The organism is Streptomyces sp. NPDC002853 (genome assembly GCF_053591915.1).
Window position 1 is genome coordinate 137,050 of sequence record NZ_JBSFUS010000008.1, and the last position, 24,339, is coordinate 161,388.

Here is a 24,339-nt window from a genome sequence, read left to right on the forward strand (position 1 = left end):
AGTTGGCGTGCGGATGTTCCCCGGAGGCGCCGGCTGCCTCCGGGGAACGGGTTACCGCGAGAACCGCATGGGAGCTACGGGACGATCTTCAGCAGCCTGTTCGGCGAACCGGAACCCGGGCTGGTGACCTTGCCCGTGGTGGCTCCGTTCACCAGCGCGGACGAGACCTGGGCGGGTGTGGCCGAGGTGTGGCCCGCCAGGTAGACCGCCGCGGCACCCGCGACATGGGGAGTGGCCATCGACGTACCGGAGATGGTGTTCGTGGCGGTGTCGCCCGTGTGCCAGCCCGCCTTGATGGAGACGCCCGGCGCGAAGATGTCCAGGACCGAGCCGTAGTTGGACCAGCTGGCCTTGGCGTCCGTGTTGCTGGTGGCGCCCACCGTGATGGCCGCGGGGACCCGCGCCGGGGACGACGAGGAGGCGTTGACGCCCTCGTTGCCCGCGGCGACCGCGTAGCTGACGCCGTCGGCGATGGAGTTCTTCACCGCGTTGTCGAGCGTGGTGGATGCCCCGCCGCCGAGCGACATGTTGGCCACGGCGGGGGCGCCCGCCGTGTGGTTGCCCGTCACCCAGTCGATGCCCGCGATGACGCCGGCGGTCGTGCCGGAGCCGTTGTTGTCGAGCACGCGGACGGCCACGATCTTGGCCTTCTTGGCGACGCCGTACGTCTTGCCCGCGATGGTGGTGGCCACGTGCGTACCGTGGCCGTTGCCGTCCTGGGCGATGTTGTCCCGGTCGACCGCGTCGTAGCCGTTCACCGCGCGCCCGCTGATCTCGGAGTGCGAGATGCGTACGCCGGTGTCGATCACGTACGCGGTGACGCCCGAGCCCGCGGTGTCCGGGTAGGTGTACGTACCCGAAAGCGGCAGGCTCGTCTGGTCGATGCGGTCGAGACCCCAGGGCGCGTTGCTCTGGGTCGCGTCCGCACGGACCGTCCGGTTCTGCTCCACCGAGGCGACGGCGGGGTCGGCGGCGAGGCGTCTCGCCTCCGCCGCGCTCAGCTCGACGGTGTATCCGTCGAGCGCGGACTTGAAGGTCTTCTTCACCGACCCGCCGTACTCGGATATCAGGCCCTTGCCCTGGGTCGAGGCGGCCTTGAAGCCCGAGTTCGTCTTCAGCGTGACGATGTAGCTGCCCTTGACGGCGTCGGCCGAACCGGCGCCGATCACGGTGCCCTCGGCGGGAGCGGCCTGGGCCGGAAGGGCGGTGACCGCACCGAACAGGGTGGCGGCGGTGGCGGTCGAGATCGCCGCGGCGATCACGGTCTTCTTGCTGCGCAGCATTGCCATTACGAGGGAGTCCTCCTCATAGGCGGCGCTCGCCCTGGGGTCGGGCGGCGCAACTGTGGGGGCGTGTGCGTGATCGCACACACAGCCAGGAGCGGTGCGTTCCGCTCCTGGCGCGCTCAGCAGAATGTCGGCTCTACAGGCGTAGATCAAGGGAGTTGGCGAGGTGACATGTATCTGTCACATGCACGAAACGGAATGTGGGCGGTCCGTCTGGGGGGTAGGTGTGGAGCCGGGGTGAATGTCCCTGGTTCTGACGCCCTTCCGACGCCCCTGGTGCCAGAAAACTAACAGCGCTAGTTTGGGGTGCGGACGACTACCTGAGGAGTGCGATGAAGGCCCACGACGGCATGTACATCGGCGGCGCCTGGCGGCCCGCCGTCGGCACGGACACGATCACGGTCCTGAACCCGGCCGACGAGCAGCCGATCGGTCAGGTTCCGGCAGGCACGGCACAGGACATCGACGCGGCGGTGCGCGCCGCCCGCGAGGCCTTCCCCGCCTGGGCGGCGACCCCGCCCGCCGAGCGCGGCGCACTCATCGGCGCGCTCCGCGACCAGCTGGTCGCCCGCAAGGACGAGATCGCCGAGACGGTGACGGCGGAGCTCGGCTCGCCGCTCCCGTTCTCCCAGATGGTGCACGCGGGCGTACCGATCCTGGTCTCCGGTTCGTATGCCGAGCTCGCCGCGACGTACGCCTTCGAGGAGAAGATCGGCAACTCCACGGTCTACATGGAGCCGGTCGGCGTGGTCGGCGCGATCACCCCCTGGAACTACCCCCTCCACCAGATCGTCAACAAGGTCGCTCCCGCGCTCGCCGCGGGCTGCACGGTCGTCCTGAAGCCCGCCGAGGACACCCCGCTCACCGCCCAGCTCTTCGCCGAGGCCGCGCACGACGCGGGCATCCCGGCCGGTGTCTTCAACCTGGTCACCGGGCTCGGCCCGGTCGCCGGACAGGCGCTCGCCGAGCACGAGGACGTCGATCTGGTCTCCTTCACCGGCTCGACGGCGGTCGGCAGGCAGATCGGCGCGACCGCGGGCGCGGCCGTCAAGCGCGTCGCCCTGGAGCTCGGCGGCAAGTCCGCCAACGTCATCCTGCCCAGTGCCGATCTGGCCAAGGCGGTCAACGTCGGCGTCGCCAACGTCATGTCCAACTCGGGCCAGACGTGCAGCGCGTGGACCCGCATGCTGGTGGACGCGGAGCGGTACGACGAGGCGGTCGCGCTCGCGTCGGCCGCCGCGGTCAAGTACGGCTCCCGCATCGGTCCCGTCGTCAACGCCAAGCAGCAGGCGCGCGTGCGGGGTTACATCGACAAGGGCGTCGAGGAAGGCGCCCGGGTGGTGGCCGGCGGCTCCGAGGCGCCGCGCGAGCAGGGGTACTTCGTCCAGCCGACGGTCTTCGCCGACGTCACCCCCGAGATGGCGATCGCCCAGGAGGAGATCTTCGGCCCGGTCGTCTCGATCATCCGGTACGAGGACGAGGACGAGGCCCTGCGGATCGCCAACGGCACCGTGTACGGGCTCGCGGGCGCGGTCTGGGCGGCTGACGACGCGGAGGCGATCGCCTTCGCCCGCCGCATGGACACGGGGCAGGTCGACATCAACGGGGGCAGCTTCAACCCCCTTGCCCCGTTCGGTGGTTACAAGCAGTCCGGGGTGGGGCGCGAGCTGGGCCCGCACGGGCTCACCGAGTACCTCCAGACGAAGTCCCTCCAGTTCTGATCCCCGCCACCCGCCTTTCAAGGAGTACGCCACCGTGGTCCGCGCCGCCGTTCTGCCCGCCGTCGGTTCTCCCCTGGAGATCACCGAGATCGACCTGCCCGAGCCGGGTCCAGGCCAGGTGCGGGTGCGCCTCGCCGCCGCCGGGGTCTGCCACTCCGACCTGTCCCTGACCAACGGCACTATGCGGGTGCCCGTGCCCGCCGTGCTCGGGCACGAGGGCGCGGGGACGGTCGTGTCCGTGGGGGAGGGCGTCACACATGTGGCCCCCGGCGATGGTGTCGTCCTCAACTGGGCTCCGTCCTGCGGCAGTTGTCACCCCTGCTCGCTCGGCGAGGTATGGCTGTGCGTGAACGCGCTGGCCGGTGCGGCCGATGTGTACGCACGCCGTGCCTCGGACGGCGTGGACCTGCACCCCGGTCTGAACGTCGCCGCGTTCGCCGAGGAGACGGTGGTGGCGGGCAACTGCGTGCTGCCCGCCCCGGACGGCGTCCCGCTGACGGACGCGGCGCTCCTGGGCTGCGCGGTGCTCACCGGATACGGCGCGGTCCACCACTCCGCGAAGGTCCGCGAGGGCGAGACGGTGGCGGTCTTCGGGGTCGGGGGAGTGGGCCTCGCGACGCTCCAGGCGGCACGGATCGCCGGCGCCTCGCGGATCGTCGCGGTCGATGTGTCCCCGGAGAAGGAGGGGCTCGCGCGGGCCGCGGGTGCCACGGACTACGTGGTCGCCTCCGAGAAGACGGCCAAGGACATCCGCAAACTCACCGGCGGCCACGGGGTGGACGTGGCCGTGGAGTGCGTGGGCCGCGCGGTGACGATCCGTACCGCCTGGGAGTCCACGCGGCGCGGCGGGCGCACGACGGTGGTCGGCATCGGCGGCAAGGACCAGCAGGTCACCTTCAACGCCCTGGAGATCTTCCACTGGGGCCGGACGCTCGCGGGCTGCGTCTACGGGAACTCCGACCCGGCGGTGGACCTGCCGGTCCTGGCCGAGCACATTCGCGCCGGGCGCTTCGACCTGAGCGGCCTGGTGACGGACCGCATCGCCCTGGACGGCATCCCGGCGGCCTTCGAGAACATGGTCGCGGGGAAGGGGGGCCGGGCGCTGGTGGTGTTCTAGTCCCGGTCAAGACATCACCGGCTCCGCCGAGTTCGTCCTCGAACGCCGGACGTGCTGACTTCCAGCCCGTCCGGCGTTCGTCTGCCACGAACAGAACCCTCTGTGCGAACCGTTGACCACATACCCACCGGTCGGTACGGTCCCTGCAATCACACGCCCACCCCCCCGTCCCGTCCCCGGACCCACCAGAGTGTGCACCGCAATGGACCCCGCACCGTCCGCCCCCACGGCGGCCCCCCACCCCGCATCCGCTCAGCCCGCGAACCCGGCGGATCCCCACCGCCGCAAGGTGGCGACCGCCGCCGCCCTCGCCTCCGCCGTCGAGTGGTACGACTACTTCGTCTTCGGTATCGCGGCCGCCCTCGTCCTGGGCGATCTGTACTTCCCCTCCGGCAGCTCCTCCGCGGGAGTCCTCGCCGCGTTCGCCACCTTCGCCGTCGGCTTCCTGGCCCGCCCCATCGGCGGCATCATCGCGGGTCACCTCGGCGACAAGCGTGGCCGCAAGCCCATGCTGGTCCTCGCCCTGACCCTGATGGGCCTCTCCACCACGGGCATCGGCCTGCTCCCCACGTACGACACCGTCGGCATCGCCGCGCCGATCCTCCTCGTCACCCTCCGCGTGTTCCAGGGCATCGCGGTGGGCGCACAGTGGGGCGGCGCGATGCTGATGGCCACCGAGTACGCCCCCGAGGGCAAGCGCGGCCTCTACGGCAGCCTGGTCCAGCTCGGCGTGCCCATCGGCGTGGTGACCGCCAACACGGTCTTCCTGATCGCCGGTGCCGTCACCAGCGAGAGCACCTTCGAGGCGTGGGGATGGAGGGTGCCCTTCATGGTCGGGCTCCTCGTGCTCGTGCTCGCCTGGTACATCCACACGCGGGTCGAGGAGACCCCCGAATTCCGCGAGGCGGAGAAAGCTCTCGCCGAGAAGGAGAAGTCCCAGAAGGGCGAGGGCGGCGAAGGGGGCAACTCACCCCTGCGCACCATCCTGCGCCACCACCTCGGCACCGTCTTCCTGGCCGGCGGCTCCTTCGCCGTGAACACCGCGACCTTCTACATCATCATCACCGGCGTCCTCGACTACACCACCCGCGAACTCGACATGAAGCGCAGCGCGGTCCTCACCGTCTCGCTCTGCGTGAGCCTCACCCAGCTCGCCCTGATCCCGGCGTCCGCCGCGCTCTCCGACCGCATCGGGCGGCTGCGGATCTATGCGCTGGGCGCCGCTGGACTCGCGGTCTGGGCCGTGCCCATGTTCCTGCTCATCGACACCGGTTCGCTGCTGTGGCTGGCCGTCGGCACCTTCGTCACCAGCTGTTTCCTCAGCATCATGTACGGGCCGCAGGCCGCGCTGTTCGCGGAGCTCTTCACCGCGGAGATGCGCTACACGGGAGCCTCGCTCGGCTACCAGATCGCGGCCGTCTTCGGCGGCGGGCTCGCGCCCTTCGTGATGGTGCTGCTCCTGGAGGCGACGGGTACTTCGATGGCCGTCTCCGCCTACATCATCGGTCTCGCGGTGATCGCCCTGAGCTCCATCAAGGTGCTTGCGGGGCGGGCGAGTTCCCGCTGACGGCAGGGGGTACGACAGGCTCCGGCGCCGGGCTCGCCGAGGGCGCCGGAGCCGTCGTGCGCAGCCGTGGGAACGACTTGGCCGCCGCCAGGAACGCGAGCGTCGTCAGCACGAAAGGCCAGGTGAACGTATGCCCGCCGGACGGTGCGAGGAGCGCCGACATGGCCGAGCTGACGGCGGTCGCCGTGGCGGCGCCCACGCTCGCGTACGCGAGCGTCGCACCCCGCGCGGGAAGGAAGACCCCGCACAGCGCCAGCGCGACGAGCACCGAGTTGTATCCCGCCGTGCCGTCCGCGATCTGCGCGGCAGGCGCCCCGAGTGCCCAGGCCGAACCGATCCCGACCGCGCTGCCGAGGCAGGCCACGGCCCCCGCGCGACGGCTCGCGACGAAGAGGCCCACGAGCAGGATCGCGCCGACGTACCACTGCGGCATGAAGAAGATCTGGGCGAAGCCCGCGAAGAACCCCCGCGCCAGGTCGTCGATTCGCAGCGAGGTCGGGCCCGTCGCCGCGCGCGTCAGCGCGGCCAGGGCGTCGCCGTGGTGCCAGACCCGCTCGAAGCCGGGTGCGGCGATCGTCGTCGCGCTCGCGAGCAGGCAGTACGGGAGCGTGAGTGAGGGCAGCTCCCAGACGGCGAGGAGGTTGCCGGCCGCCGCCGTCACCACCGTGACCACCACACAGCCCGCGAGGGCGAGCAGGGCCGTGGACAGGTGCCCGGCCCCGAGGAACACCGCGAAGCACAGCGCGGTGAGGCAGGCGTTGAAGCCTTCGAGCCCCGTCGAGACGCGGTCGTGCGCCGCACCGAGGAGCCGGGCCGTCACCGTGCCGACGGCCGTGCCCGCGAGCCCGTAGAGGCCGTACTGCCATCCCGCCGCGAAGAGCGCCACGCAGAAGACGCCGCCTGCCGCCGCGCTGGGCAGGAAGGTGACCTGCGCCTGGCCGCGCAGGACGTGAGCGGCGAAGGGCAGGGCCCGAAGTGGCAGGCTCTTGGCATCAGTTGAGTGCCGCACGGCTCACTCCCGTGTTACGTCCATGTGTCACCCGACAAGGCAGGTGCACCTTACATCTACCTGGCGGGGCGTGGCGATACCGAGGTGCGTCTCCCGGCCGGCGGCGAGCCGTCAGCCCGTGGCCACCGCGACCTGGGTGTACTGGAGCGCGAGACCGTCGAGGAGCGCGCGCAGGCCCGTCTCGAAGGCGCGCTCGTCGATCTCCTGCTGTCGCTCGGCGAGGAGGTGGGCCTGGCCCAGGTGCGGATAGTCGGCCGGGTCGTACGCGGTCGCGTCGTCCACGAAGCCGCCGGCGAAGGAGCCGAGCGCCGAACCCATGATGAAGTACCGCATCAGGGCGCCGATCGACGTGGCCTGCGCGGCGGGCCAGCCCGCGTCCACCATCGCCCCGAACACCGCGTCCGCGAGCCGCAGTCCGGCCGGGCGGCGGCCGGGGCCGCTCGCGAGCACCGGAACGATGTTGGGGTGCAGGGTGAGCGCCGCGCGGTACGAGACGGCCCAGTCGTGCAGCGCCGTCCGCCAGTCGCGCGCGTCGGCGGCCTCGAACATCGACAGGTCCACCTGTGCGCTCACCGAGTCCGCGACCGCCTCCAGGATCTCGTCCTTCGTGCGGAAGTGGTTGTAGAGCGAGGGCCCGCTGACCCCGAGCTCGGCGGCGAGGCGACGCGTCGAGACGGCGGCGAGCCCCTCGGCGTCCACGAGCGCGCGCGCCGTCTCGACGATGCGTTCTCTGCTGAGGAGGGGCTTGCGCGGTCGGGCCATGCGGCACATAGTAGGGCTGCCGTAAGAAACTAGCAGTGCTAATTTAAATCCGCGCCACATACCGGTCCGAGGACTGGTCCACGACTCGACCCGAAGAGGTGCCACGCGATGAATCTGGAGCTCAGCGAGGAGCAGTCCGCCGTCCGGCAGTTGGCGAAGGACTTCGTGGCCCGCGAGATCGCGCCCCATGTCATCGAGTGGGACCGCGCCGAGAGCGTGGACCGGTCCATCGTGAAGAAGCTCGGCGAGGTCGGCTTCCTCGGGCTGACCATCGACGAGGAGTACGGCGGCTCGGGCGGCGACCACCTCGCCTACTGCCTGGTGACCGAGGAGCTGGGGCGCGGCGACTCGTCCGTGCGCGGCATCGTGTCGGTCTCGCTGGGGCTCGTGGCCAAGACCATCGCGTACTGGGGGAGCGAGGAGCAGAAGCGCCAGTGGCTGCCGGGGCTCACCTCCGGTGAGCTCGTCGGCTGCTTCGGGCTCACCGAGCCGGGCACCGGCTCCGACGCCGGGAACCTCTCGACGAAGGCCGTGCGCGACGGCGACTCCTACGTCGTCAACGGCTCCAAGATGTTCATCACGAACGGCACTTGGGCCGATGTCGTGCTGCTCTTCGCGCGGACGAACGACGCCCCCGGACACAAGGGCGTCTCCGCCTTCCTCGTGCCGACCGACACCCCCGGCCTGAGCCGTCGCACGATCCACGGCAAGCTCGGCCTGCGCGGCCAGGCCACCGCCGAGCTGGTCCTGGAAGACGTCCGCGTCCCGGCCTCGGCCATGATGGCGCCCGAGGGCAAGGGCTTCTCGGTGGCCATGTCGGCGCTCGCGAAGGGGCGGATGTCGGTCGCCGCCGGATGCGTGGGCATCGCGCAGGCCGCCCTGGACGCGGCCGTGACGTACGCGACCGAGCGCGAGCAGTTCGGCAAGGCCATCGCGGGGCACCAGCTGGTGCAGGAGCTGATCAGCGACATCGCGGTGGACGTGGACGCCGCGCGCCTCCTCACCTGGCGGGTCGCCGACCTCATCGACCGCGGGCAGCCCTTCACCACGGAGTCCTCCAAGGCCAAGCTGTTCGCCTCCGAGGCCGCGGTGCGCGCCGCCAACAACGCGCTCCAGGTCTTCGGCGGCTACGGCTACATCGACGAGTACCCCGCGGGCAAGCTGCTGCGCGACGCGCGCGTGATGACGCTCTACGAGGGCACGAGCCAGATCCAGAAGCTGGTCATAGGGCGGGCTCTCACAGGGATCTCGGCCTTCTAGACGCGGCTCCCGCCGCGCGGGCTGAGTACGTGAGCTGAGTACGGGAGCGGATGTGGCGCGGCCGTAGCCGGGCGAAGCTCTGACCATGAGTGAGACACCGGCACCGGTCAAGCAGCAGAGCACCACCGCCTACTACGGTCAGGCCATCGCGTCGTTCGCCGTGGCGATCGGCGCCGTGGCGATCGGCATCTACAGCCTCGACGTCAGCGGCTGGATCCGCGCCTTCCTCGCCATCTCCGTCCTGTACCTGACGACCTCCGCGTTCACCCTCGCCAAGGTGATCAGGGACCGCCAGGAGGCGGACCAGCTCGTCAGCCGCGTCGACCAGGCCCGTCTGGAGAAGATTCTGGCCGAACACGACCCGTTCAAGCCGGTGGTCTGACCGGCGTCCTAAGCGCTTGCTCACCGTCAGGGGTATGGTGTCCCTCCCGACCGGCGGAAGGAGTGGGCGATGAGCACGGCGGAGCAGACCGAGGGCGAGGACCTGCCATGGGGCGAGGTCACGCCTGATGCGGCGCGGCGGCTGCTGATCGCCGCCGTCGAGGCCTTCGCCGAGCGTGGGTACCACGCGACGACGACCCGGGACATCGCGGGCCGCGCCGGCATGAGCCCGGCGGCGCTCTACATCCACTACAAGACCAAGGAAGAGCTGCTCCACCGCATCAGCCGGATCGGCCACGACAAGGCCCTGCGGGTCCTGCGCACCGCGGCCGACGGTCCGGGCGGCGCGGCGGAGCGGCTCGCCGACGCCGTGCGGTCCTTCGTGCGCTGGCACGCCGACCATCACACCACCGCCCGCGTGGTCCAGTACGAGCTGGACGCGCTCGGCGAGGAGCACCGCACGGAGATCGTCGCGCTGCGGCGCCAGTCGGACGCGGCCGTGCGGGACATGATCAACGACGGGGTGCGGGACGGGGAGTTCGACGTCCCCGACGTGCCGGGCACCACCCTTGCCGTGCTCTCGCTCTGCATCGACGTGGCCCGCTGGTTCAATGTCGCGGGCACCCGGACGCCCGACGAGGTCGGCGCGCTCTACGCCGACCTCGTGCTGCGGATGGTGGGGGCCCGGCAGCGGGCGTCCTGAGCCCCCGCCCGCCTCAGAAGTAGTAGCGGGACACCGACTCCGCGACGCAGGCGGGCTTCTCGGAGCCCTCGCGCTCGACGGTGACCACGGCGGTGACCTGGACGCCGCCGTCCTTGGTCTGCTCGACCTCCTTGAGCACGGCGGTCGCCCGCACCCGGGAGCCCGAGGGCACCGGCGAGGGGAAGCGGACCTTGTTGGTGCCGTAGTTGACGCCCATCTTCATGCCCTCGACGCGCATGACCTCCGGCACCAGGCTCGGCAGCAGCGACAGCGTCAGATAGCCGTGCGCGATGGTCGTCTTGAAGGGGCCCTGCGCCGCCTTCTCCGCGTCCACGTGGATCCACTGGTGGTCGCCCGTGGCCTCGGCGAACAGGTCGATCCGCTTCTGGTCGACCTCCAGCCACTCGCTGTGCCCGAGCTGCTCGCCGACCCCGGCGCGCAGGTCGTCGGCCGACGCGAAGATCCTCGGCTCTGCCATGTCCCTGGCCTCCTCAAAATGTACGAACTAAGCGGTTGCTCAGCATGCTGCGTGTGTCGACGCGTGTCAACGGACCGGTCGTCGCGGCCGGTGGATCTGCCATTAGGGTTGGAGGGGTGCCCCAGATCCCAGAGAAGATCCACGAGCTCACGGTCGGCCAGCTCTCGGCCCGCAGCGGCGCCGCCGTCTCCGCCCTGCACTTCTACGAGACCAAGGGCCTGATCGCCAGCCGTCGCACCTCGGGCAACCAGCGCCGCTATCACCGTGACGCGCTGCGCCGCGTCGCCTTCGTCCGCGCCGCCCAGCGCGTCGGCATCCCGCTCGCCACGATCCGCGAGGCGCTCGACTCGCTCCCCGAGGAGCGCACCCCCACCCGCGAGGACTGGGCACGCCTCTCGGAGGACTGGCGCTCCGAACTGGACGAGCGGATCAAGCAGTTGGGGCGGCTGCGCGATCACCTCACCGACTGCATCGGCTGCGGCTGTCTCTCCCTGGAGAACTGCGTGCTTTCCAACCCCGACGACGTCTTCGGCGAACGCCTCACCGGCTCCCGTCTGTTGGCGGAGCGCCGGCCTCAGTCGTGACCGCGGGAGTGGCGTCGAGAGTGGCTTCGGGCGTGGCGGCGGCCCGGTCCCGCGGTCCCAGGTGGCGGAAAGCCACGCTCAGGATCACCGCGGCGAGCGCTCCCGCGGCCACTCCGCTGCCGAGGACGGTGTGCGCCCAGGACGGCAGCGGCGCGTACAGCCCGGGGGTCATCACCGGCAGCAAGCCCACGACCAGGGCGAGAGCGACCACGACGCTGTCGGTGCCGTGCGTGAGGTCGACCCGGGACAGCATGCTGAAGCCGAGGACCGCGATCACCGCGTAGATCACCAGGCCGGCCGCGCCGACCACCGGCTCGGGGATGGCGGCGAGAAGGCGCGTCAGCGGGGTCAGCAGGCCGCAGACGACGAGCAGCACGCCCGCGCCCGCCGTGACGAACCTGCTGCGTACGCGCGTCAGTTGGACGATGCCGATGTTCTCGGCGCTCGTCACCATCAAGGACGTGCCGAACACACCCGCGCCCAGCGACACGAGGGCGTCGGCGCGGGCGATGCGCGGCACGTCCCGGCCCGCGTCCGGGGTGCGTCCGACCGCCTCGCTGTTGAGCACGGTCTGGCCGGTGGCCTCGGCGAGCGAGGCGAGCGCGAAGACCAGCAGCGGGATCGCCGCGAGCAGGTCGAAGTGCGGGGCGCCGTAAGGGAAGGGGTCCGGCAGCGCGAACGCGGCACCGGACGCGAGATGGATGTCCGTACCGAGCAGGAGCGCGATGGCGGTGCCGCCCACGAGACCGAGGAGCACCGCCATCTGCCGCCACACCCCTCGCAGGACGAGGAAGAGGAGCGCGATGACGCCGAGCGTGGCGAACCCGGGGCCTGGCCCCGACGCCACCATCGGCGCCGTCACCTTGATCATGTTGATGCCGATCAGGACGACCGTCGTCCCCATCACCAGGGGCGGGAACAGCCGCACCACGCGTCCGTAGAAGGGCAGTACACAGATCAGGAACACCCCGGCGATCAGTACGGAGCCGGACGCCGTCGCGGCCCCGTACTCCTTCCCGATCTGCAGGAAGATCGCCACCGCGGCCCCGCCCGGCAGCATCAGGAACGGCAGCCGGGCGCCGATGCGCAGCGCCCGTACCCCGAGGGACTGGAGCAGCGCCCCGATGCCGCACAGCACCAGCGTGGCGCTGAGCAGCGAGGCCGTCTGAGCGGCGGTCAGCCGCAGCGTCGTGCCGATCAGGATCACCGAGGAGACGGGCGCGGCGATCCCGGCGAGGAGATGCTGGAGGGCGAGCGGTGCGAGGCGCGGCAGCGGAAGGCGCTCGTCGACGGCGGCCACCACGGGCTCAGCCCTTCGCTGGCGCGGGAGCCGGGGTGAGCCAGGGCAGTTCGGATGCTGCGTAACGATAGGCGCGGAAGACGGCGTTGGGCTCCGACGGGAAGAGCTTGCGGACCTCTTCCTCCTCGTAGCCGCCGAAGAACGGCACGACGTACTCCCAGCAGAGATAGCCGTCCGGAGTGACCTCGAAGAGGCGGCCCGCCGGGGAGTCGGTGATGAGGGTGTTGCCGTTCGGGAGGCGCTGGGCGCTGCCCATGAACGGCGCGAAGAACGACTCGCGGGCCGGGTCGTGGTACTCCCAGACGACCTTCCCGCTGGAGCGCTCGATCTCGACGACGCGGCTGAACGGCACGTCCCAGTGCGGCCGGAAGACGCCGTTGTCGAAGACGAGGAAGTTGCCGTTCGCCAGCTCGGTCGGGCAGTGCTGCTGGGAGACGACGCCGGGCTCCGAGCGCCAGATGATGTCGCCCGTCTCGCGGGATATGACGACGACGGCGGAGACCGAACGGAAGCTGGCGAGGATGTTGCCGTCGCTCGTCGGCAGGACGCTGTTGATCAGCGGGTAGTGCTCGCGGGCGTAGTCGGGGTGGAGCGGGAAGTCCGCGCGGCCGAGGTGCTCGGAGACCTTCCACTCCCAGGTGGTGTTCCCCTCGGCGTCCACCTCGACGATGGTGTCGGCCCAGACCGTGCCGCCGTCGGCCTCTGAGCCGGGCACGCCGCCGCGTACGGCTGCCGCGTCCGCGCCGGTCAGGGGCTCGAGTGCCGTGTAGAGGAGCCGTCCGTCGCCGTAGTGGTGCGCGTCGTGGTGCTGGAAGCGGTCGCGGTGCTCGCGCAGGACCGTGCCGTCCGGTGCGACCTCCCGCATGATCCCGCCGCGGTACTTGTGCCACATGGGGAACAGGGCGGGCTCGTCGGGGAGTACGCCGTTGTAGGCGAGGTTGCCGTTCGGCAGGATCCGCGCGTGCCGTCCCGGGCGGTGCGGGAGGTCCCACCGGTGGGCGATCTCGCCGTGGGCGTCGACGAGGTAGACCTCGCCGCTTCCGGTGAGCGGTGCGAAGAGGGTGTAGCCGCCGTAACTGGCGTCCTCGTCCAGGGCCATCAGGCCGGTGCCGCGGCGGCGGCGCTGATTCTGGTCCACGCGGGTCATGGAGATCCCGTCCTCTCGGTCCGGTTCATTCATGGGCGCTTAAGTTTCTTAAGTGGTGCCGAAGAGGTTAACCCGACGGATAGGCTGAGTGACATGGGTACGAGTGATGAAAGTGCGGCGGGCGTCCCGCGGGTCGGCCCCGGCATCCGCAGGCTCCGCCGGGCCCTTGATCTGACGCTGGCGGACGTGGCGGCGCGGGCCGGGGTCTCGGCGCCCTTCCTCAGTCAGGTGGAGAACGGCCGCTCGCGGCCCAGCATGGGATCCCTGCAGCGCATCGCCGACGCCCTGGACACCACGGCCGTCCAGCTCCTCGCATCGGCGGATCCGCCGAAGCCGGTGGACGTGGTGCGCGGCGGCTCCGCCTCGGTGGGCGAGGGCGAGGGCGACCGGGAGGCCCGGATGCGGCCGCTGGTCCGCGGCCACCAGCGGCTGCACGCACTGGAGTTCACCGGGGATCACGACTGGGGCCGCGAGTACCGCCACCGCAACGACGAGATCCTCTACGTGGCCGACGGCTCGGCCGAGGTGGAGGCGGACGGCTCCGTGTACCGCCTGGACCGCGGGGACACGCTGTACTGCGCGGCGGAACTGCCGCACCGCTGGCGCCCGTTGGAGAAGGGAACCCGCGTGCTGGTGGTGGGGATCGCGGACGGGGTGCGGGTGACGGACGAGAGGGGCCACTGACGCGGCCGCCTCCCGTCCGCCCGGGAAGTCACTCGAACTCCGTGCCGCCCTTGCGCGTCAGGTAGTCCGCGCTGACCGCCTTGGCGATGGCGCGGCCGCCGGTCACGGGGGAGTACCGCTCGACCGCGGGCCGGATCACGACGCCCTCCCGCAGGTGCAGGGCGCGTCCCGAGACCGTCTCGCGGCCGGAGGCGATCTCCAGGACGCGCTCGGCGTCGTACGGGCCCTCGTACAGGCGCGGCACCAAGGGGAGCCGGTCCTTGAGCAGCGCCGCCGGGTCGAGCCACCGGACCTCGCCGTCGATCTCCGCGCGCACGTCGAAGACCGCGTAGCCGAGCGTCTCACGACGCCCGTCCGCGCCGTACGTGAGGTCCTGGACCCCCGCTCCGTACACCTCCCCGTAGATGCCGACCCGGCGCGCGCCGAGCCGCTCGGCCAGCGCGGCGGCCTCGGCCACGACTCCGTGGCCGTGGACCGCGCGCCAGTAGAGATTGCGCGGATCCTCCTTCAGGGCGAGGGACTTGGAGCCGAAGCCCTTCGACGAGACGTGCACCCGGCCGCCCTCGCTCTCACCCTCTCCCGCCACGTAGGTCAGCAGGCAGGCGGAACCATGCAGCTTCTCCGTGAGGACCACCGGCTCGCCGGGCGCGAAGATGTCCGGGTGGCGCTGGATGTTCTCGATGTCCACCCAGGGCAGCAGATCGGGCGCGGGCTCGACGTCGCCGCTCATGGTGGGCGGAATCGGCGGCACCCACTTCACGACGCCGAGCCGGTCCGCGAAGTCCGTGCCGTCCGCGGCGGCCCGCGCCAGGTCCACCTCCGCGAGCGCCCGCGGCCGGCACACGATGCCCTGCGACAGCTCGCCCCGCAGCCGTACCGCCTTGACCCGGTCCGCCTTGCCGCCCGCGAGCCGCCCGGTGAGCCCCAGTTCGGCGATCAGCTCCGCCGGGAGCACGGACTGCTCGGGGATGTAGAGCGCCGTGTCACCCGTGCGGTAGGCGCCCTTGGCGACGACCGCGCGGTACAGGCCCACCTGGGCCAGCTCGAGCGCGTCGGCGTTCGGATGCTCGTGGATGGTCAGCACTTCGGCGGTGACGCGCAGCGTCGACATGGGGCGGGCTCCTGGGTTCTACGTGCCTCGCGGGCACGGGGACACGACTGTCATCGACGCCAACTGTGCCGACGGCAAATCGCTGGAGCGACCGGATATGGGCCTGCTAGCATCCGCGCTCCAAGGCGTCGGGCCCACCCCTTCACGGGGACGGCGTGCCGAGCATCGAGAGCGCCGTCGACACCAACTGGGCGTTCGACGCGGCCCGTTCACCGTCCGGCAGGACCAGCGTGTCCTCCAGGCCGATGCGGGTGGCAAGGCCGAGGCGCCCCGCGAGCCGCAGCACGGGCCAGGTGCCGCCCTCCTCGCCGTGCAGCAGGACGGGGCGGCCGTGTGCCCGGCCGATCACGGCGAGGAGGGCGCGGGCCGAGTCGCGGGCCGTGCCGGGGTCGGGGTCCGTCACCTCCGCGAGGACCCGCAGGACGCGCGGGCCGAGCGCCGACGCCAGGAAGCGTTCCGTCCCGTCCGTGCCGGACCAGATGCCTGCCTCCACGCCCACCCCCCGGTCCAGCAGCGCCTCGGCCACCGCCTCCGCCCCGGGCTCGTGCCAGTTCACCGACGCGTGGTCGGGCAGCACGGTCCACGCGCGGATGTGCGCCACCCGCTCGCCGGGGTCGGGGCCGGCCCAGGCGCCCGTGGTCACCCCGACCGGCACGGACGTCACGGAGCGGACCGCTGTCAGCGCGGCCGCAACCGCACGTGGCGCCAACGTGTCTTGCCCACAGGGGGACTTGGGGTGAACATGAACGTCCCGCGCGCCGGCCGCGACGGCTGCCGCCACGGACTCGGCCATCGCCCCGGGTGACAGGGGGATCAACGCACCATCGCCCGCGCCGCGGGCGCCGTTCAGACATACCTGCATCACCACAGGACAGCACAGACGACGACACACAGACGACTCACAGGGGGTAGGCCGATGGGTATAGCCATCTGCTCGTTGCTGTGGAGTGCCGAGCGCTCGGGACGGCAGAAGATCACCTACGACAGCGACGGCTACCACCTCGTGCGTTTTCCGTACACGGGCACCGACGAGTCGTACGACCCCTGGCACATGCACGACCCCGGCAAGGGAGCCACCAGTCCGTCGGGCTTCCCGGACGCCCGGTCCGGACTCATCTGGCCGAGCCACCACGGCTGGGGCACCCTGTCGGCGATGATCTTCTGGGAGCCGGACGACCGGCCCACCGAGTACCGCGCGCGCTTCGTGCGCGATCCGCTCGGCGACTCCTCCGGGTACGACTCGACGGCCACCACCGACTGGATGCCCACCAGGGGCGGGCAGTACCGGACGCACATGTGGCAGATGTTCGTCCACCCGCAGACTCCGGTCGGCCTGAAGATGTCGGCGCGCGGCCCCGGCGACGTGAAGATCGCCGCTCCGCTCATGTTCGCCGAGTTCAAGCTGGCCATACAGACGGACGTGGCGACGCCCTAGCCCGCGTACGCCCCCGGACGCTCCGGCCGGACGTCATGCCGAGACCAGCGGCCGTGCCCGCCGGGCCCGCGCCCTCGCCATCGCGGCGGGCGTGAGCACCGGGGCCGGCACGACGATGCCGCAGCCCGTGCAGACGGCGCCCGCGGAGGGCTCGTGCGCCAACCCGTGCGTCCAGACGAGGTCGGTGCGGTCGCACACCGGGCAGACCGCGCCCGGCTCACGCTCAAGTGCCGCGATCAGCCGCCGCAGCACCTCGGCCAGTGGTCCCGAGGGGTGGATGCCGGGATCGTCGCACCAGGCGACCCCGAACCCGCCCCAGGTGCACCGGTGCCAGTCGTCCACGCTGCCGGGCCGGCGGAGCCCGTCGTGCTTCTCCTTGCGGCGGCGTTCCGCGAAGTCCCGCTCGTAGGCGAGCCAGACGGCACGCGCCGCCTCCAGTTCGTCGAGCGCGGCCACCAGTCGCGCCGGATCGGGCGAACGGTCCTCGGGACCGAAGCCCGCCCGGGAGCACAAATGGTCCCAGGTCGCCCGGTGACCGTAAGGGGCGAACCTCTCCAGGCACTTGCGCAGTGAATACCGCCGCAGTGCCAAATCGCTCAGCGGATCGCGCACCTGTCTCGCGAGACTCCGGAATCCGGCCATCGCCCTGCACCTCCGTCGCACGTTCTCGGACGTTGCCGAGTAGACGTATCGACTTGCGATTCGGCTCCCTCGACTTCCATCCGATTTTCGATGCACGACATAAGACGGCGGTGAGCTGGAGCTATGTGTGCATTCTGAAAAAGCGACGCATGTTCATCTTCCGGGTTCGGCAACCCGCCAGTAACCTCCGCCTCAACTCCACCCCACAGGAGCACAAGCGGAGCCCAGAGGAGCACACATGCGACGACGCATCGTCCGGCTCAGAACCCTCACCGCCACCGCGGCACTCGCGCTCGCCGCGTCCCTCCTCGCGCCGCAGCCGGGGAACGCCGCCGACGAACCGCCGCCCGCCGCCGACCACTGCGAGGGGCAGTGCGCGGACATCCTGCCGCCCGGCGCGAACGGCAACGCCACGCTCGCCGAGATACTCGCCCACCGCGTCCTCGGCACCCAGCCCAAGCACGCGGACGACCAGTTGGGCCCCTACGACGCGCTCTCCTCCGGCTATCCGTCCCTCACCGACGACAAGCTGACGGAGTTCTTCAACGACGCGTCCTTCGGCGTCCGCGACGGCCAGGTCGCCTCTGTCACCAGGCCGCGCGACGACGTCACGATCACCCGGGACAAGAAGTACGGCATCCCGCACATCAAGGGCTCCACGCGCTACGGCACCGAGTTCGGCGCGGGCTTCGCCGCCGGGCAGGACCGGCTCTGGCTGATCGACCTGTTCCGGCACATCGGCCGCGGCGAGCTGACCTCCTTCGCGGGCGGCGCGCTCGCCAACCAGGGCCTGGAGCAGCAGTTCTGGCCGCAGGCCCCGTACACGGAGAAGGACCTGGAGAAGCAGGTCGAGTACATCAAGTCGACGCAGGGCGAGCGCGGCGAGCAGGCGATGAAGGACGCGCAGGCCTACATCGACGGGCTCAACGCCTACCGCGTCAAGTCGAAGAACGGCCGCTACTTCCCCGGTGAGTACGTCCTCACCGGCAAGATCGACGCGATCACCAACATCGGCGAGATAGAGCCCTTCAAGATCAGCGACATGATCGCGCTCGCGTCCGTCGTCGGCGGTCTCTTCGGCAACGGCGGCGGCGGCGAGGTCGACGCTGCCCTCTCCCTCCTCAAGTCCCAGGAGAAGTACGGCGTCGAGAAGGGCACGAAGGTCTGGGAGTCCTTCCGGGCCCGCAACGACCCCGAGGCCGTCCGGACCATCCACGACGACACGAGCTTCCCGTACGCGGGCAAGCCGGAGAACGCGCGCGGCACCGCCATGCCCGACGCGGGTTCGGTCGAACGCGAGCAACTCGTGTACGACCGCGAGGGCGGCGCCAGGACGGCCGCCAAGGACCCGGTGAAGGCGCCGAAGAAGCTCAAGCCGGTCCAGGGGATGTACGACGACGGGGTGCTGCCCGCCGACCTGTTCGGGAAGGACGGCCACAAGAAGGGCATGTCGAACGCCCTCCTCGTCTCCGGACAGCACACCGCTAGCGGAAACCCGGTCGCCGTCTTCGGCCCGCAGACCGGCTACTTCGCCCCGCAGCTCCTCATGCAGCAGGAGTTGCAGGGCCCCGGGATCAGCGCGCGCGGCGTCTCCTTCGCGGGCGTCGGCATGTACGTCCAGCTGGGGCGCGGACAGGACTACGCCTGGTCGGCCACGTCCGCCGGGCAGGACATCACGGACACGTACGCGGTCGAGCTCTGCGAACCGGGCGGCGGCGCCCCCACCAAGCAGTCCACCCACTATCTCCACGACGGCACCTGCACCCCCATGGAGAAGCTGGAGCGCAAGAACGCCTGGAAGCCGACCCTCGCCGACTCCACGGCCGCGGGCTCCTACCGCATGCAGGTGTTCCGCACGAAGTACGGCGTCGTGACGCACCGCGCGAGCGTGGAGGGCAAGCCCGTCGCGTACGTCTCGCTGCGCTCCACCTACCGCCACGAGGCCGACTCGATCATCGGCTTCCAGATGCTGAACGACCCGACGTACGTCAAGGACGCGTCGACCTTCAAGAAGGCCGCCGAGAACATCAGCTACGCCTTCAACTGGTTCTACGCCGACTCGCGCGACACCGCGTACTACAACAGCGGCGCCAACCCCCAGCGCGCGAAGGACATCGACCCCGCCCTGCCGGTCAAGGCCCAAAAGGCCTACGAATGGCGGGACTTCGACCCGGAGAACAACACCTCGGCACAGACCCCGCCGAACGAGCACCCGCAGTCCGTGAACCAGGACTACTACATCTCCTGGAACAACAAGCAGGCCAAGGACTTCAGCACGGCGGGCTTCGGCATGAGCGCCGTGCACCGCGGTGACCTGCTCGACGGACGGGTGAAGAAGCTCACCGAACAGGGCAGCGTCACCCGGGCCAAGCTGACGCGGGCCATGTCCGAGGCGGCCGTCACCGACCTGCGCGGCGAACAGGTCCTCCCCGAGCTGCTCGAGGTGGTGCGGAGCAAGCCCGTCACCGACCCGCAGCAGGCCAAGGCCGTACAGCAGCTGGAGGCGTGGCTGAAGGCCGGGTCGCAGCGCAATCAGACGGCCGCCGGCTCCAAGAAGTACGCCCACCCCGACGCCGTACGCATCATGGACGCCTGGTGGCCCCTGCTGATCGAGGCCGAGTTCAAGCCGGGCATGGGCAAGGAGCTGTACGAGGCGCTGACGGCGCAGCTGAGCACCGACGAGTCACCGTCGGCCGGGCACGGCCCGACCGGGGCGCACGCCGGATCGGCCTTCCAGTACGGCTGGTGGGGTTATGCGGACAAGGATCTGCGGGCCGTGCTCGGTGAGCCGGTGAAGGGTGAGCTCGGCGAGAAGTACTGCGGCGAGGGGAAGCTGGACGCCTGCCGTGACGCGCTCCTTGCCACCCTCACGCAGGCCGTGGCCAAGCCCGCGACCGAGGTCTATCCCGGCGACGACAGCTGCAAGCCGGGCGAGCAGTGGTGCGCGGACTCGATCATCCACCGGGCGCTCGGCGGCATCACGCACGGGCCGGTCCAGTGGCAGAACCGGCCCACGTACCAGCAGGTCGTCGAGTTCCCCGAGCACCGCTAGGCGCGCAGGGGAGTCACGACAAGGCGATCCGCCCTGCGGCGAACACGACACGCGCCAGCTCCTCGTGGCAGATGTCGCTGTGCGCGCCGGAGGGCGGACCGCCGCGCCGCACCACCGACGACGCGTCCACGCTGACGCACCCCTTGGCCGGGATCGCCCGGCCCAGCTTGACGCGCTTGGCGCCGTCCACCGCCCGGATTCCGTCGTACCCGATGGCGCCCCAGCGCTCCCAGAGACCGAGGAAGGTCGAGGAGTCACCGGCGGTCTTCGACGCCAGGGGGTAGATCTTGCCCAGGGCGTCGTCATGCCGTGAGTAGCAGGACACCAGCGGCCCGTCGATCCGCCGCTGCACGCCGTTGAGCGCGCCGCCGCGCGAGGGCGCGTGCGGCAGCCGCTTGGAGAACGCGTAGTGCGAGAAGGCCCCTTGGAGCAGGGTCGTGGACTTCACGCTGCGCACCGACGCCGGCATCCCGCGCAGGGCGTACGACACGAGCCGAGCGCCGAAGCTGTGCCCGATGAGGTGCACCCGGACGTTCGGCGCCTCCCGGGCGAGCAGCCCGAGCGCGGGGCCGAGTCCCAGCTGGCCCACGGAGCCCGCCCGGCGTTTCATGGCGTAGTAGCTGGCCTGGCGCAGGAGTTCGTGCGCCCCGTTCCAGAGACGTTTGCGCAGGCTGCCGAAGAGCTCCTGCTGGCCCGTGCCCTCCATCGCCGCGGCGAACACCTGGCACACCTCGACCGCGTCGTCGGTCAGCATGGCGGGCAGGCCCGTCCAGGTGTCGTTGGCGAAGCGCCACGCGGCACTGTTCTGGTGCACGGCGACCAGATTGCGCACGAGGCGGCTGTACTCGTAGAGGCGCGTGGGTACCTCGGAGCGCTCCTCCAACAGCGCCCCGATCCGCCGCAGGTCGTCCTCGTGATCGGGGAACGTGCGGGTGAGCAGAAGCCGCGTCGGCTCGTCGAGCAGGGGTCCCGCGCCCGGCACGGGCCCCGGCCCGGCGGCCGTGACCGAGGGCTCGAAGTCCGGGATCGGCTCGTCGGGGAAGCGGATGGCGGGCCAGAGCACACCCACGTACCCCAGGCGTACGCGCGCTCCCGCGAGGTCCCGGCACGGTGCGAAGAACCGTCGGTAGAGGTCGGTCGCCATGTCTTGGTCGTTGTTCCAGCCGTGCGCGAGGACGAGGAGATCGGTGACGTTCTCGTCGGCCACCTCGGCGAGGAGATGGTCGCGTTGCGTGGTGTCGACATCCCCGTCGGCGTCGAAGGTCAATTCCCAGTAGGGCTCCACGCCGACCATCGTCCTGCGGCCCCGGTGTACTGACCAGATGTCCCGCAGCACGCATTGGGACAGGCGCCCACCACGGTCACCGGGTCACGCCAGTTCCCGCTCCCGGGTCTCCGGCAGCGCGAGGACGCACACCAGGGACACGACGGCCATCGCGCTCACGTACCAGCCCACCGAGGAGGAACCGAACGCGGACTGCAGCCGTGTCGCCACCAGCGGGGAGACCGCGCCGCCGAGCACACCGCCCAGGTTGTAGGCGAGCGAGGCGCCCGAGTAGCGCACCTTCGTGCCGAACAGCTCCGGGAGGTAGGCTCCCATCGGCCCGTAGACGACCCCCATGCAGAACAGCGCGCCGCCGAGCGCCAGCGCCATGAGCACCGGCTGCTCGGTGTCCAGGAGCGGGAAGAGCACCAGGCCCCACACCACCGCGAGCCCGGCGCCCACGAGGACCAGCTTGCGGCGTCCCGCACCGTCGGAGCGCGTCGCGGCGAGCCAGGTGCCGGCCGCGAGGAAGAGACAGGCCACCAGCGAGAGGCCCAGCATGGTGTTGCGGGAGACGCCCAAGGTGCCGGTGGAGTAGGCGAGGCAGTACGTCGTCGCCGTGTAGAAGAGGCCGTACGCGACGACCATCCCGCCCGCGCCGAGGAGCAGTTCGCGCGGATGGTGCCGCAGCACGTCGAGCGTGGGGACCTTGCTGGCCTCCTGTGCGTCCATGACCTTCGCGAAGACCGGCGTCTCGCTGATGCGCAGACGTACGAAGAGTCCGACGCCGACGAGGAGGAAGGAGAGCAGGAACGGCACGCGCCAGCCCCAGGAGCGGAACGCGTCGTCGGTCAGGACGGCCGAGAGCAGCCAGAAGACGCCGGTCGCCGCGAAGAACCCGACGGACGGGCCGAGTTGCGGGAAGGCGGCGTACAGGCCGCGCTTCTTCTTCGGCGCGTGCTCCACCGCGAGCAGCGCGGCACCGCCCCACTCGCCGCCGAGCCCGATGCCCTGCAGGAAGCGCAGCAGGATCAGCAGGACCGGCGCCCAGATGCCCAGGGTGCCGTATCCGGGCAGGAGGCCGACGAGCGCCGTCGACAGCCCCATCAGCAGCAGCGAGGCCACGAGCACCGACTTGCGGCCCACCCGGTCGCCGAAGTGCCCGAAGACCACCGAGCCGATGGGCCGCGCCGCGAACGCCACCGCGTAGGTGGAGAAGGAGGCGAGGGTGGCGTTGACCGGGTCGAGGGTGGGGAAGAACGCCTCGTTCAGGACGAGCGCGGCCGCCGTGCCGTAGATGTAGAAGTCGTAGAACTCGATGGCCGTCCCGATGAACGAGGCCACGGCCACCCGGCGCATGCTCTCGGGGCTGCCGTCCGCGCCCGGGACCTGCTGTTTCTCTGCTGCTGTCGTTTCGCTCCGCACGACCGGCACTGTCGCGTTGGATGTAGGGGCCAGTCAATACCCGGGACGGCTTGTCTCGGTCATTGAGACCGCTTCACCGGGGCTGGCGGTGAGCTGCGGTGACGCGGTGCAGATGGATGAGGATGTCGTGCGAGGACGCGAGCCGGATCTTGTGCGGGCCGTCCGGGTACGCCGTGCCGATGCTCTTGGTGAGACGGCTCTTGCCCAGCCACTTCCGGGCGGTCGCGGGGGCGGTCCGCAGGTCGAGGAAGTAGTCGTCGTGCCGCACCTTGTCCAGCGTGTGCTCGTTCATCCCGCGCGTGGCCGCGCCCACGGAGCGTGGCTTCCACACCTCGGACTCGGCGCTCTGCGCCATGAGCGAGCCCCGGTCGAAGGTGAACCCGATGCTGACGTAGCGCTTGCCGAGCCGGTCCCGCAGGAAGGCGCCCTGCATCTTCGGGTAGCGGGGGTCGTAACTCTCGTATCCCACATGGGCGTTGTGCGCCGACAGGAGCACCTTGTCGCCGGTCTGCCGCTGCCACCACGCCGTGTTCTGCGCCATGAGGCGGTCGCGGTAGAGCATGCCGTCCTTGATCCCCTCGGGAGTGTCCAGGGGGAACGCGTAGATCGTGGCGGTCTGCGAGACGGACCGGGCATGGTGCAGGGCCAGCGTGAACGCGCGGTCCTTGGCGGCGGGGCGCAGCTTCTTCAGCAGGTCATGCGCATCCCGTGCCTTGCCGGCCAGCTCTTCGCGCTCCTTGAGGGGCCTGCCCATGTACGTGTCCCCGTCCGCGAGGCGGCGGATCGGCGCGTACAGCTCGGTGATCCTGGGCAGCAGGGCGGGCTCGTGGGCGCGGACGTAGTCCTCCACCCCGTCGAACAACTCGGTGCCGGTCTCCGGATAGTTGAGGTCGTTGCCCATGAAGCGCACCTGGCGGTGCGGATGCTTGTCGTTGTACGTGCGCATCCACGTCAGGAGCTCGACGTACTCCTCGGTGTCCCAGGGCGTCTTCACCAGCTCCTTGTGGACCAGCGCGCGCACGTCTCCCTGGCCCCCACGGACGTACGCGTCGAAACGCAGCCCCGTGGTCCAGCTGACCTCCTGCGAGAAGGTGGTGAACCCCTTCTCCTCCACGAGGTAGCGGAAAACCCGGTCCTTCATCGTGAAGAATTCGTGCGAACCGTGTGTGGCCTCACCCAGGCCCACCACCGAAGCGTCACCCACCATCCGGCCCATCGGCCGCAGGTCCTTCGTGGAACCGCCCGGGTCGGTCGAGCGCAAGGGGTGGGCCGCGCGTTCGATCGCCGGGACCGGATCGGTGGACGCCGGCGCCGCTCCGGCTTGTGGGGCGACGAGCACCCCCAGGCCGAGTGTGCCGGCCACCGCCAGGGGGACGGTGCGTCGTACTGTCCGTGCCATGCCGGATCTCCT

General features: G+C 70.7%; 22 protein-coding genes. 10 read left to right on the forward strand and 12 right to left on the reverse strand.

What is annotated here, in order from left to right; translation table 11 throughout:
- Positions 1–74 precede the first annotated feature (74 nt).
- Positions 75–1,289 carry a S8 family peptidase gene (locus ACWD02_RS22665; RefSeq protein ID WP_451213702.1) on the reverse strand — a complete coding sequence of 405 codons (1,215 nt, stop codon included), beginning with the start codon at positions 1,287–1,289 and terminating at the stop codon, positions 75–77.
- Positions 1,290–1,618: 329 nt separating this feature from the next.
- Between ACWD02_RS22665 and ACWD02_RS22670 the strand changes: the two genes are divergently transcribed.
- The 3 genes from ACWD02_RS22670 (at position 1,619) to ACWD02_RS22680 (ending at position 5,691) form a co-directional block, all read left to right on the forward strand.
- On the forward strand, positions 1,619–3,007 hold the full coding sequence (locus ACWD02_RS22670) for an aldehyde dehydrogenase family protein (RefSeq protein ID WP_451213705.1): 1,389 nt from the start codon (positions 1,619–1,621) through the stop codon (positions 3,005–3,007).
- A 34-nt stretch (positions 3,008–3,041) separates the two neighbouring features.
- Positions 3,042–4,124, forward strand: coding sequence for a Zn-dependent alcohol dehydrogenase (locus ACWD02_RS22675; RefSeq protein WP_451213708.1), 1,083 nt, complete (start codon positions 3,042–3,044; stop codon positions 4,122–4,124).
- A 202-nt stretch (positions 4,125–4,326) separates the two neighbouring features.
- Positions 4,327–5,691 carry an MFS transporter gene (locus tag ACWD02_RS22680; protein ID WP_451213711.1) on the forward strand — a complete coding sequence of 455 codons (1,365 nt, stop codon included), beginning with the start codon at positions 4,327–4,329 and terminating at the stop codon, positions 5,689–5,691.
- Here the strand turns inward: ACWD02_RS22680 and ACWD02_RS22685 are convergent.
- Positions 5,657–6,700 carry an urea transporter gene (locus ACWD02_RS22685; RefSeq protein ID WP_451213714.1) on the reverse strand — a complete coding sequence of 348 codons (1,044 nt, stop codon included), beginning with the start codon at positions 6,698–6,700 and terminating at the stop codon, positions 5,657–5,659. The genes ACWD02_RS22680 and ACWD02_RS22685 overlap by 35 nt on opposite strands.
- A gap of 111 nt (positions 6,701–6,811) precedes the next feature.
- Entirely contained in the window at positions 6,812–7,462 is a 651-nt protein-coding gene (locus ACWD02_RS22690) for a TetR/AcrR family transcriptional regulator (RefSeq protein WP_451213717.1), read from the reverse strand.
- Positions 7,463–7,570: 108 nt separating this feature from the next.
- Between ACWD02_RS22690 and ACWD02_RS22695 the strand changes: the two genes are divergently transcribed.
- From ACWD02_RS22695 to ACWD02_RS22705, 3 genes are all read left to right on the forward strand, one after another.
- Positions 7,571–8,722 (forward strand): acyl-CoA dehydrogenase family protein, encoded by a 1,152-nt coding sequence (locus ACWD02_RS22695; protein WP_451213720.1) that lies wholly within the window; start codon positions 7,571–7,573, stop codon positions 8,720–8,722.
- A gap of 85 nt (positions 8,723–8,807) precedes the next feature.
- Positions 8,808–9,104 (forward strand): YiaA/YiaB family inner membrane protein, encoded by a 297-nt coding sequence (locus ACWD02_RS22700; protein ID WP_451213723.1) that lies wholly within the window; start codon positions 8,808–8,810, stop codon positions 9,102–9,104.
- A gap of 69 nt (positions 9,105–9,173) precedes the next feature.
- Positions 9,174–9,806 carry a TetR/AcrR family transcriptional regulator gene (locus tag ACWD02_RS22705; RefSeq protein ID WP_451213725.1) on the forward strand — a complete coding sequence of 211 codons (633 nt, stop codon included), beginning with the start codon at positions 9,174–9,176 and terminating at the stop codon, positions 9,804–9,806.
- Between the two features lie 13 nt (positions 9,807–9,819).
- Here ACWD02_RS22705 and ACWD02_RS22710 read toward each other — a convergent pair whose 3' ends face one another.
- Entirely contained in the window at positions 9,820–10,284 is a 465-nt protein-coding gene (locus ACWD02_RS22710; RefSeq protein WP_451213728.1) for a MaoC family dehydratase, read from the reverse strand.
- Between the two features lie 116 nt (positions 10,285–10,400).
- Between ACWD02_RS22710 and soxR the strand changes: the two genes are divergently transcribed.
- The gene (gene soxR / locus ACWD02_RS22715) at positions 10,401–10,868 is read left to right on the forward strand and encodes a redox-sensitive transcriptional activator SoxR (RefSeq protein ID WP_451213731.1); all 468 of its coding nucleotides are present in this window, start codon (positions 10,401–10,403) and stop codon (positions 10,866–10,868) included.
- Here the strand turns inward: soxR and ACWD02_RS22720 are convergent.
- Complete coding sequence (locus ACWD02_RS22720; RefSeq protein WP_451213734.1) at positions 10,825–12,171, reverse strand: uracil-xanthine permease family protein; 1,347 nt, start codon at positions 12,169–12,171, stop codon at positions 10,825–10,827. The two genes, soxR and ACWD02_RS22720, sit on opposite strands and share 44 nt — an antisense overlap.
- A 4-nt stretch (positions 12,172–12,175) precedes the next feature.
- On the reverse strand, positions 12,176–13,348 hold the full coding sequence (locus ACWD02_RS22725) for an aryl-sulfate sulfotransferase (RefSeq protein ID WP_451213737.1): 1,173 nt from the start codon (positions 13,346–13,348) through the stop codon (positions 12,176–12,178).
- Between the two features lie 60 nt (positions 13,349–13,408).
- Here ACWD02_RS22725 and ACWD02_RS22730 point away from each other — a divergent pair, with 60 nt between their 5' ends.
- On the forward strand, positions 13,409–13,999 hold the full coding sequence (locus ACWD02_RS22730; protein ID WP_451213740.1) for a helix-turn-helix domain-containing protein: 591 nt from the start codon (positions 13,409–13,411) through the stop codon (positions 13,997–13,999).
- Between the two features lie 28 nt (positions 14,000–14,027).
- Here ACWD02_RS22730 and ACWD02_RS22735 read toward each other — a convergent pair whose 3' ends face one another.
- On the reverse strand, positions 14,028–15,110 hold the full coding sequence (locus ACWD02_RS22735; protein WP_451213743.1) for an RNA ligase (ATP): 1,083 nt from the start codon (positions 15,108–15,110) through the stop codon (positions 14,028–14,030).
- Between the two features lie 142 nt (positions 15,111–15,252).
- Entirely contained in the window at positions 15,253–15,975 is a 723-nt protein-coding gene (locus ACWD02_RS22740; protein ID WP_451213746.1) for a 3-keto-5-aminohexanoate cleavage protein, read from the reverse strand.
- A 51-nt stretch (positions 15,976–16,026) separates the two neighbouring features.
- Here ACWD02_RS22740 and ACWD02_RS22745 point away from each other — a divergent pair, with 51 nt between their 5' ends.
- Positions 16,027–16,545: a hypothetical protein gene (locus tag ACWD02_RS22745; RefSeq protein WP_451213748.1), complete on the forward strand. Its 519-nt coding sequence runs from the start codon at positions 16,027–16,029 to the stop codon at positions 16,543–16,545.
- 33 nt (positions 16,546–16,578) lie between these two features.
- Here the strand turns inward: ACWD02_RS22745 and ACWD02_RS22750 are convergent, their stop codons facing one another.
- Complete coding sequence (locus ACWD02_RS22750) at positions 16,579–17,187, reverse strand: hypothetical protein (protein WP_451213750.1); 609 nt, start codon at positions 17,185–17,187, stop codon at positions 16,579–16,581.
- A 238-nt stretch (positions 17,188–17,425) separates the two neighbouring features.
- On the opposite strand from ACWD02_RS22750, the gene ACWD02_RS22755 reads away from it, so the two are divergent.
- Positions 17,426–20,239 carry a penicillin acylase family protein gene (locus ACWD02_RS22755; protein WP_451213753.1) on the forward strand — a complete coding sequence of 938 codons (2,814 nt, stop codon included), beginning with the start codon at positions 17,426–17,428 and terminating at the stop codon, positions 20,237–20,239.
- Positions 20,240–20,252: 13 nt separating this feature from the next.
- Here the strand turns inward: ACWD02_RS22755 and ACWD02_RS22760 are convergent, their stop codons facing one another.
- The 3 genes from ACWD02_RS22760 to ACWD02_RS22770 form a co-directional block, all read right to left on the reverse strand.
- Positions 20,253–21,533 (reverse strand): serine-threonine protein kinase, encoded by a 1,281-nt coding sequence (locus ACWD02_RS22760; RefSeq protein WP_451213756.1) that lies wholly within the window; start codon positions 21,531–21,533, stop codon positions 20,253–20,255.
- 75 nt (positions 21,534–21,608) lie between these two features.
- Positions 21,609–22,862, reverse strand: a complete 1,254-nt coding sequence (locus ACWD02_RS22765) for an MFS transporter (RefSeq protein WP_451214570.1) — start codon at positions 22,860–22,862, stop codon at positions 21,609–21,611.
- 139 nt (positions 22,863–23,001) lie between these two features.
- A complete protein-coding gene (locus ACWD02_RS22770) occupies positions 23,002–24,327 on the reverse strand; it encodes an erythromycin esterase family protein (RefSeq protein WP_451213759.1) in 1,326 nt (441 codons plus the stop codon).
- Positions 24,328–24,339 lie beyond the last annotated feature (12 nt).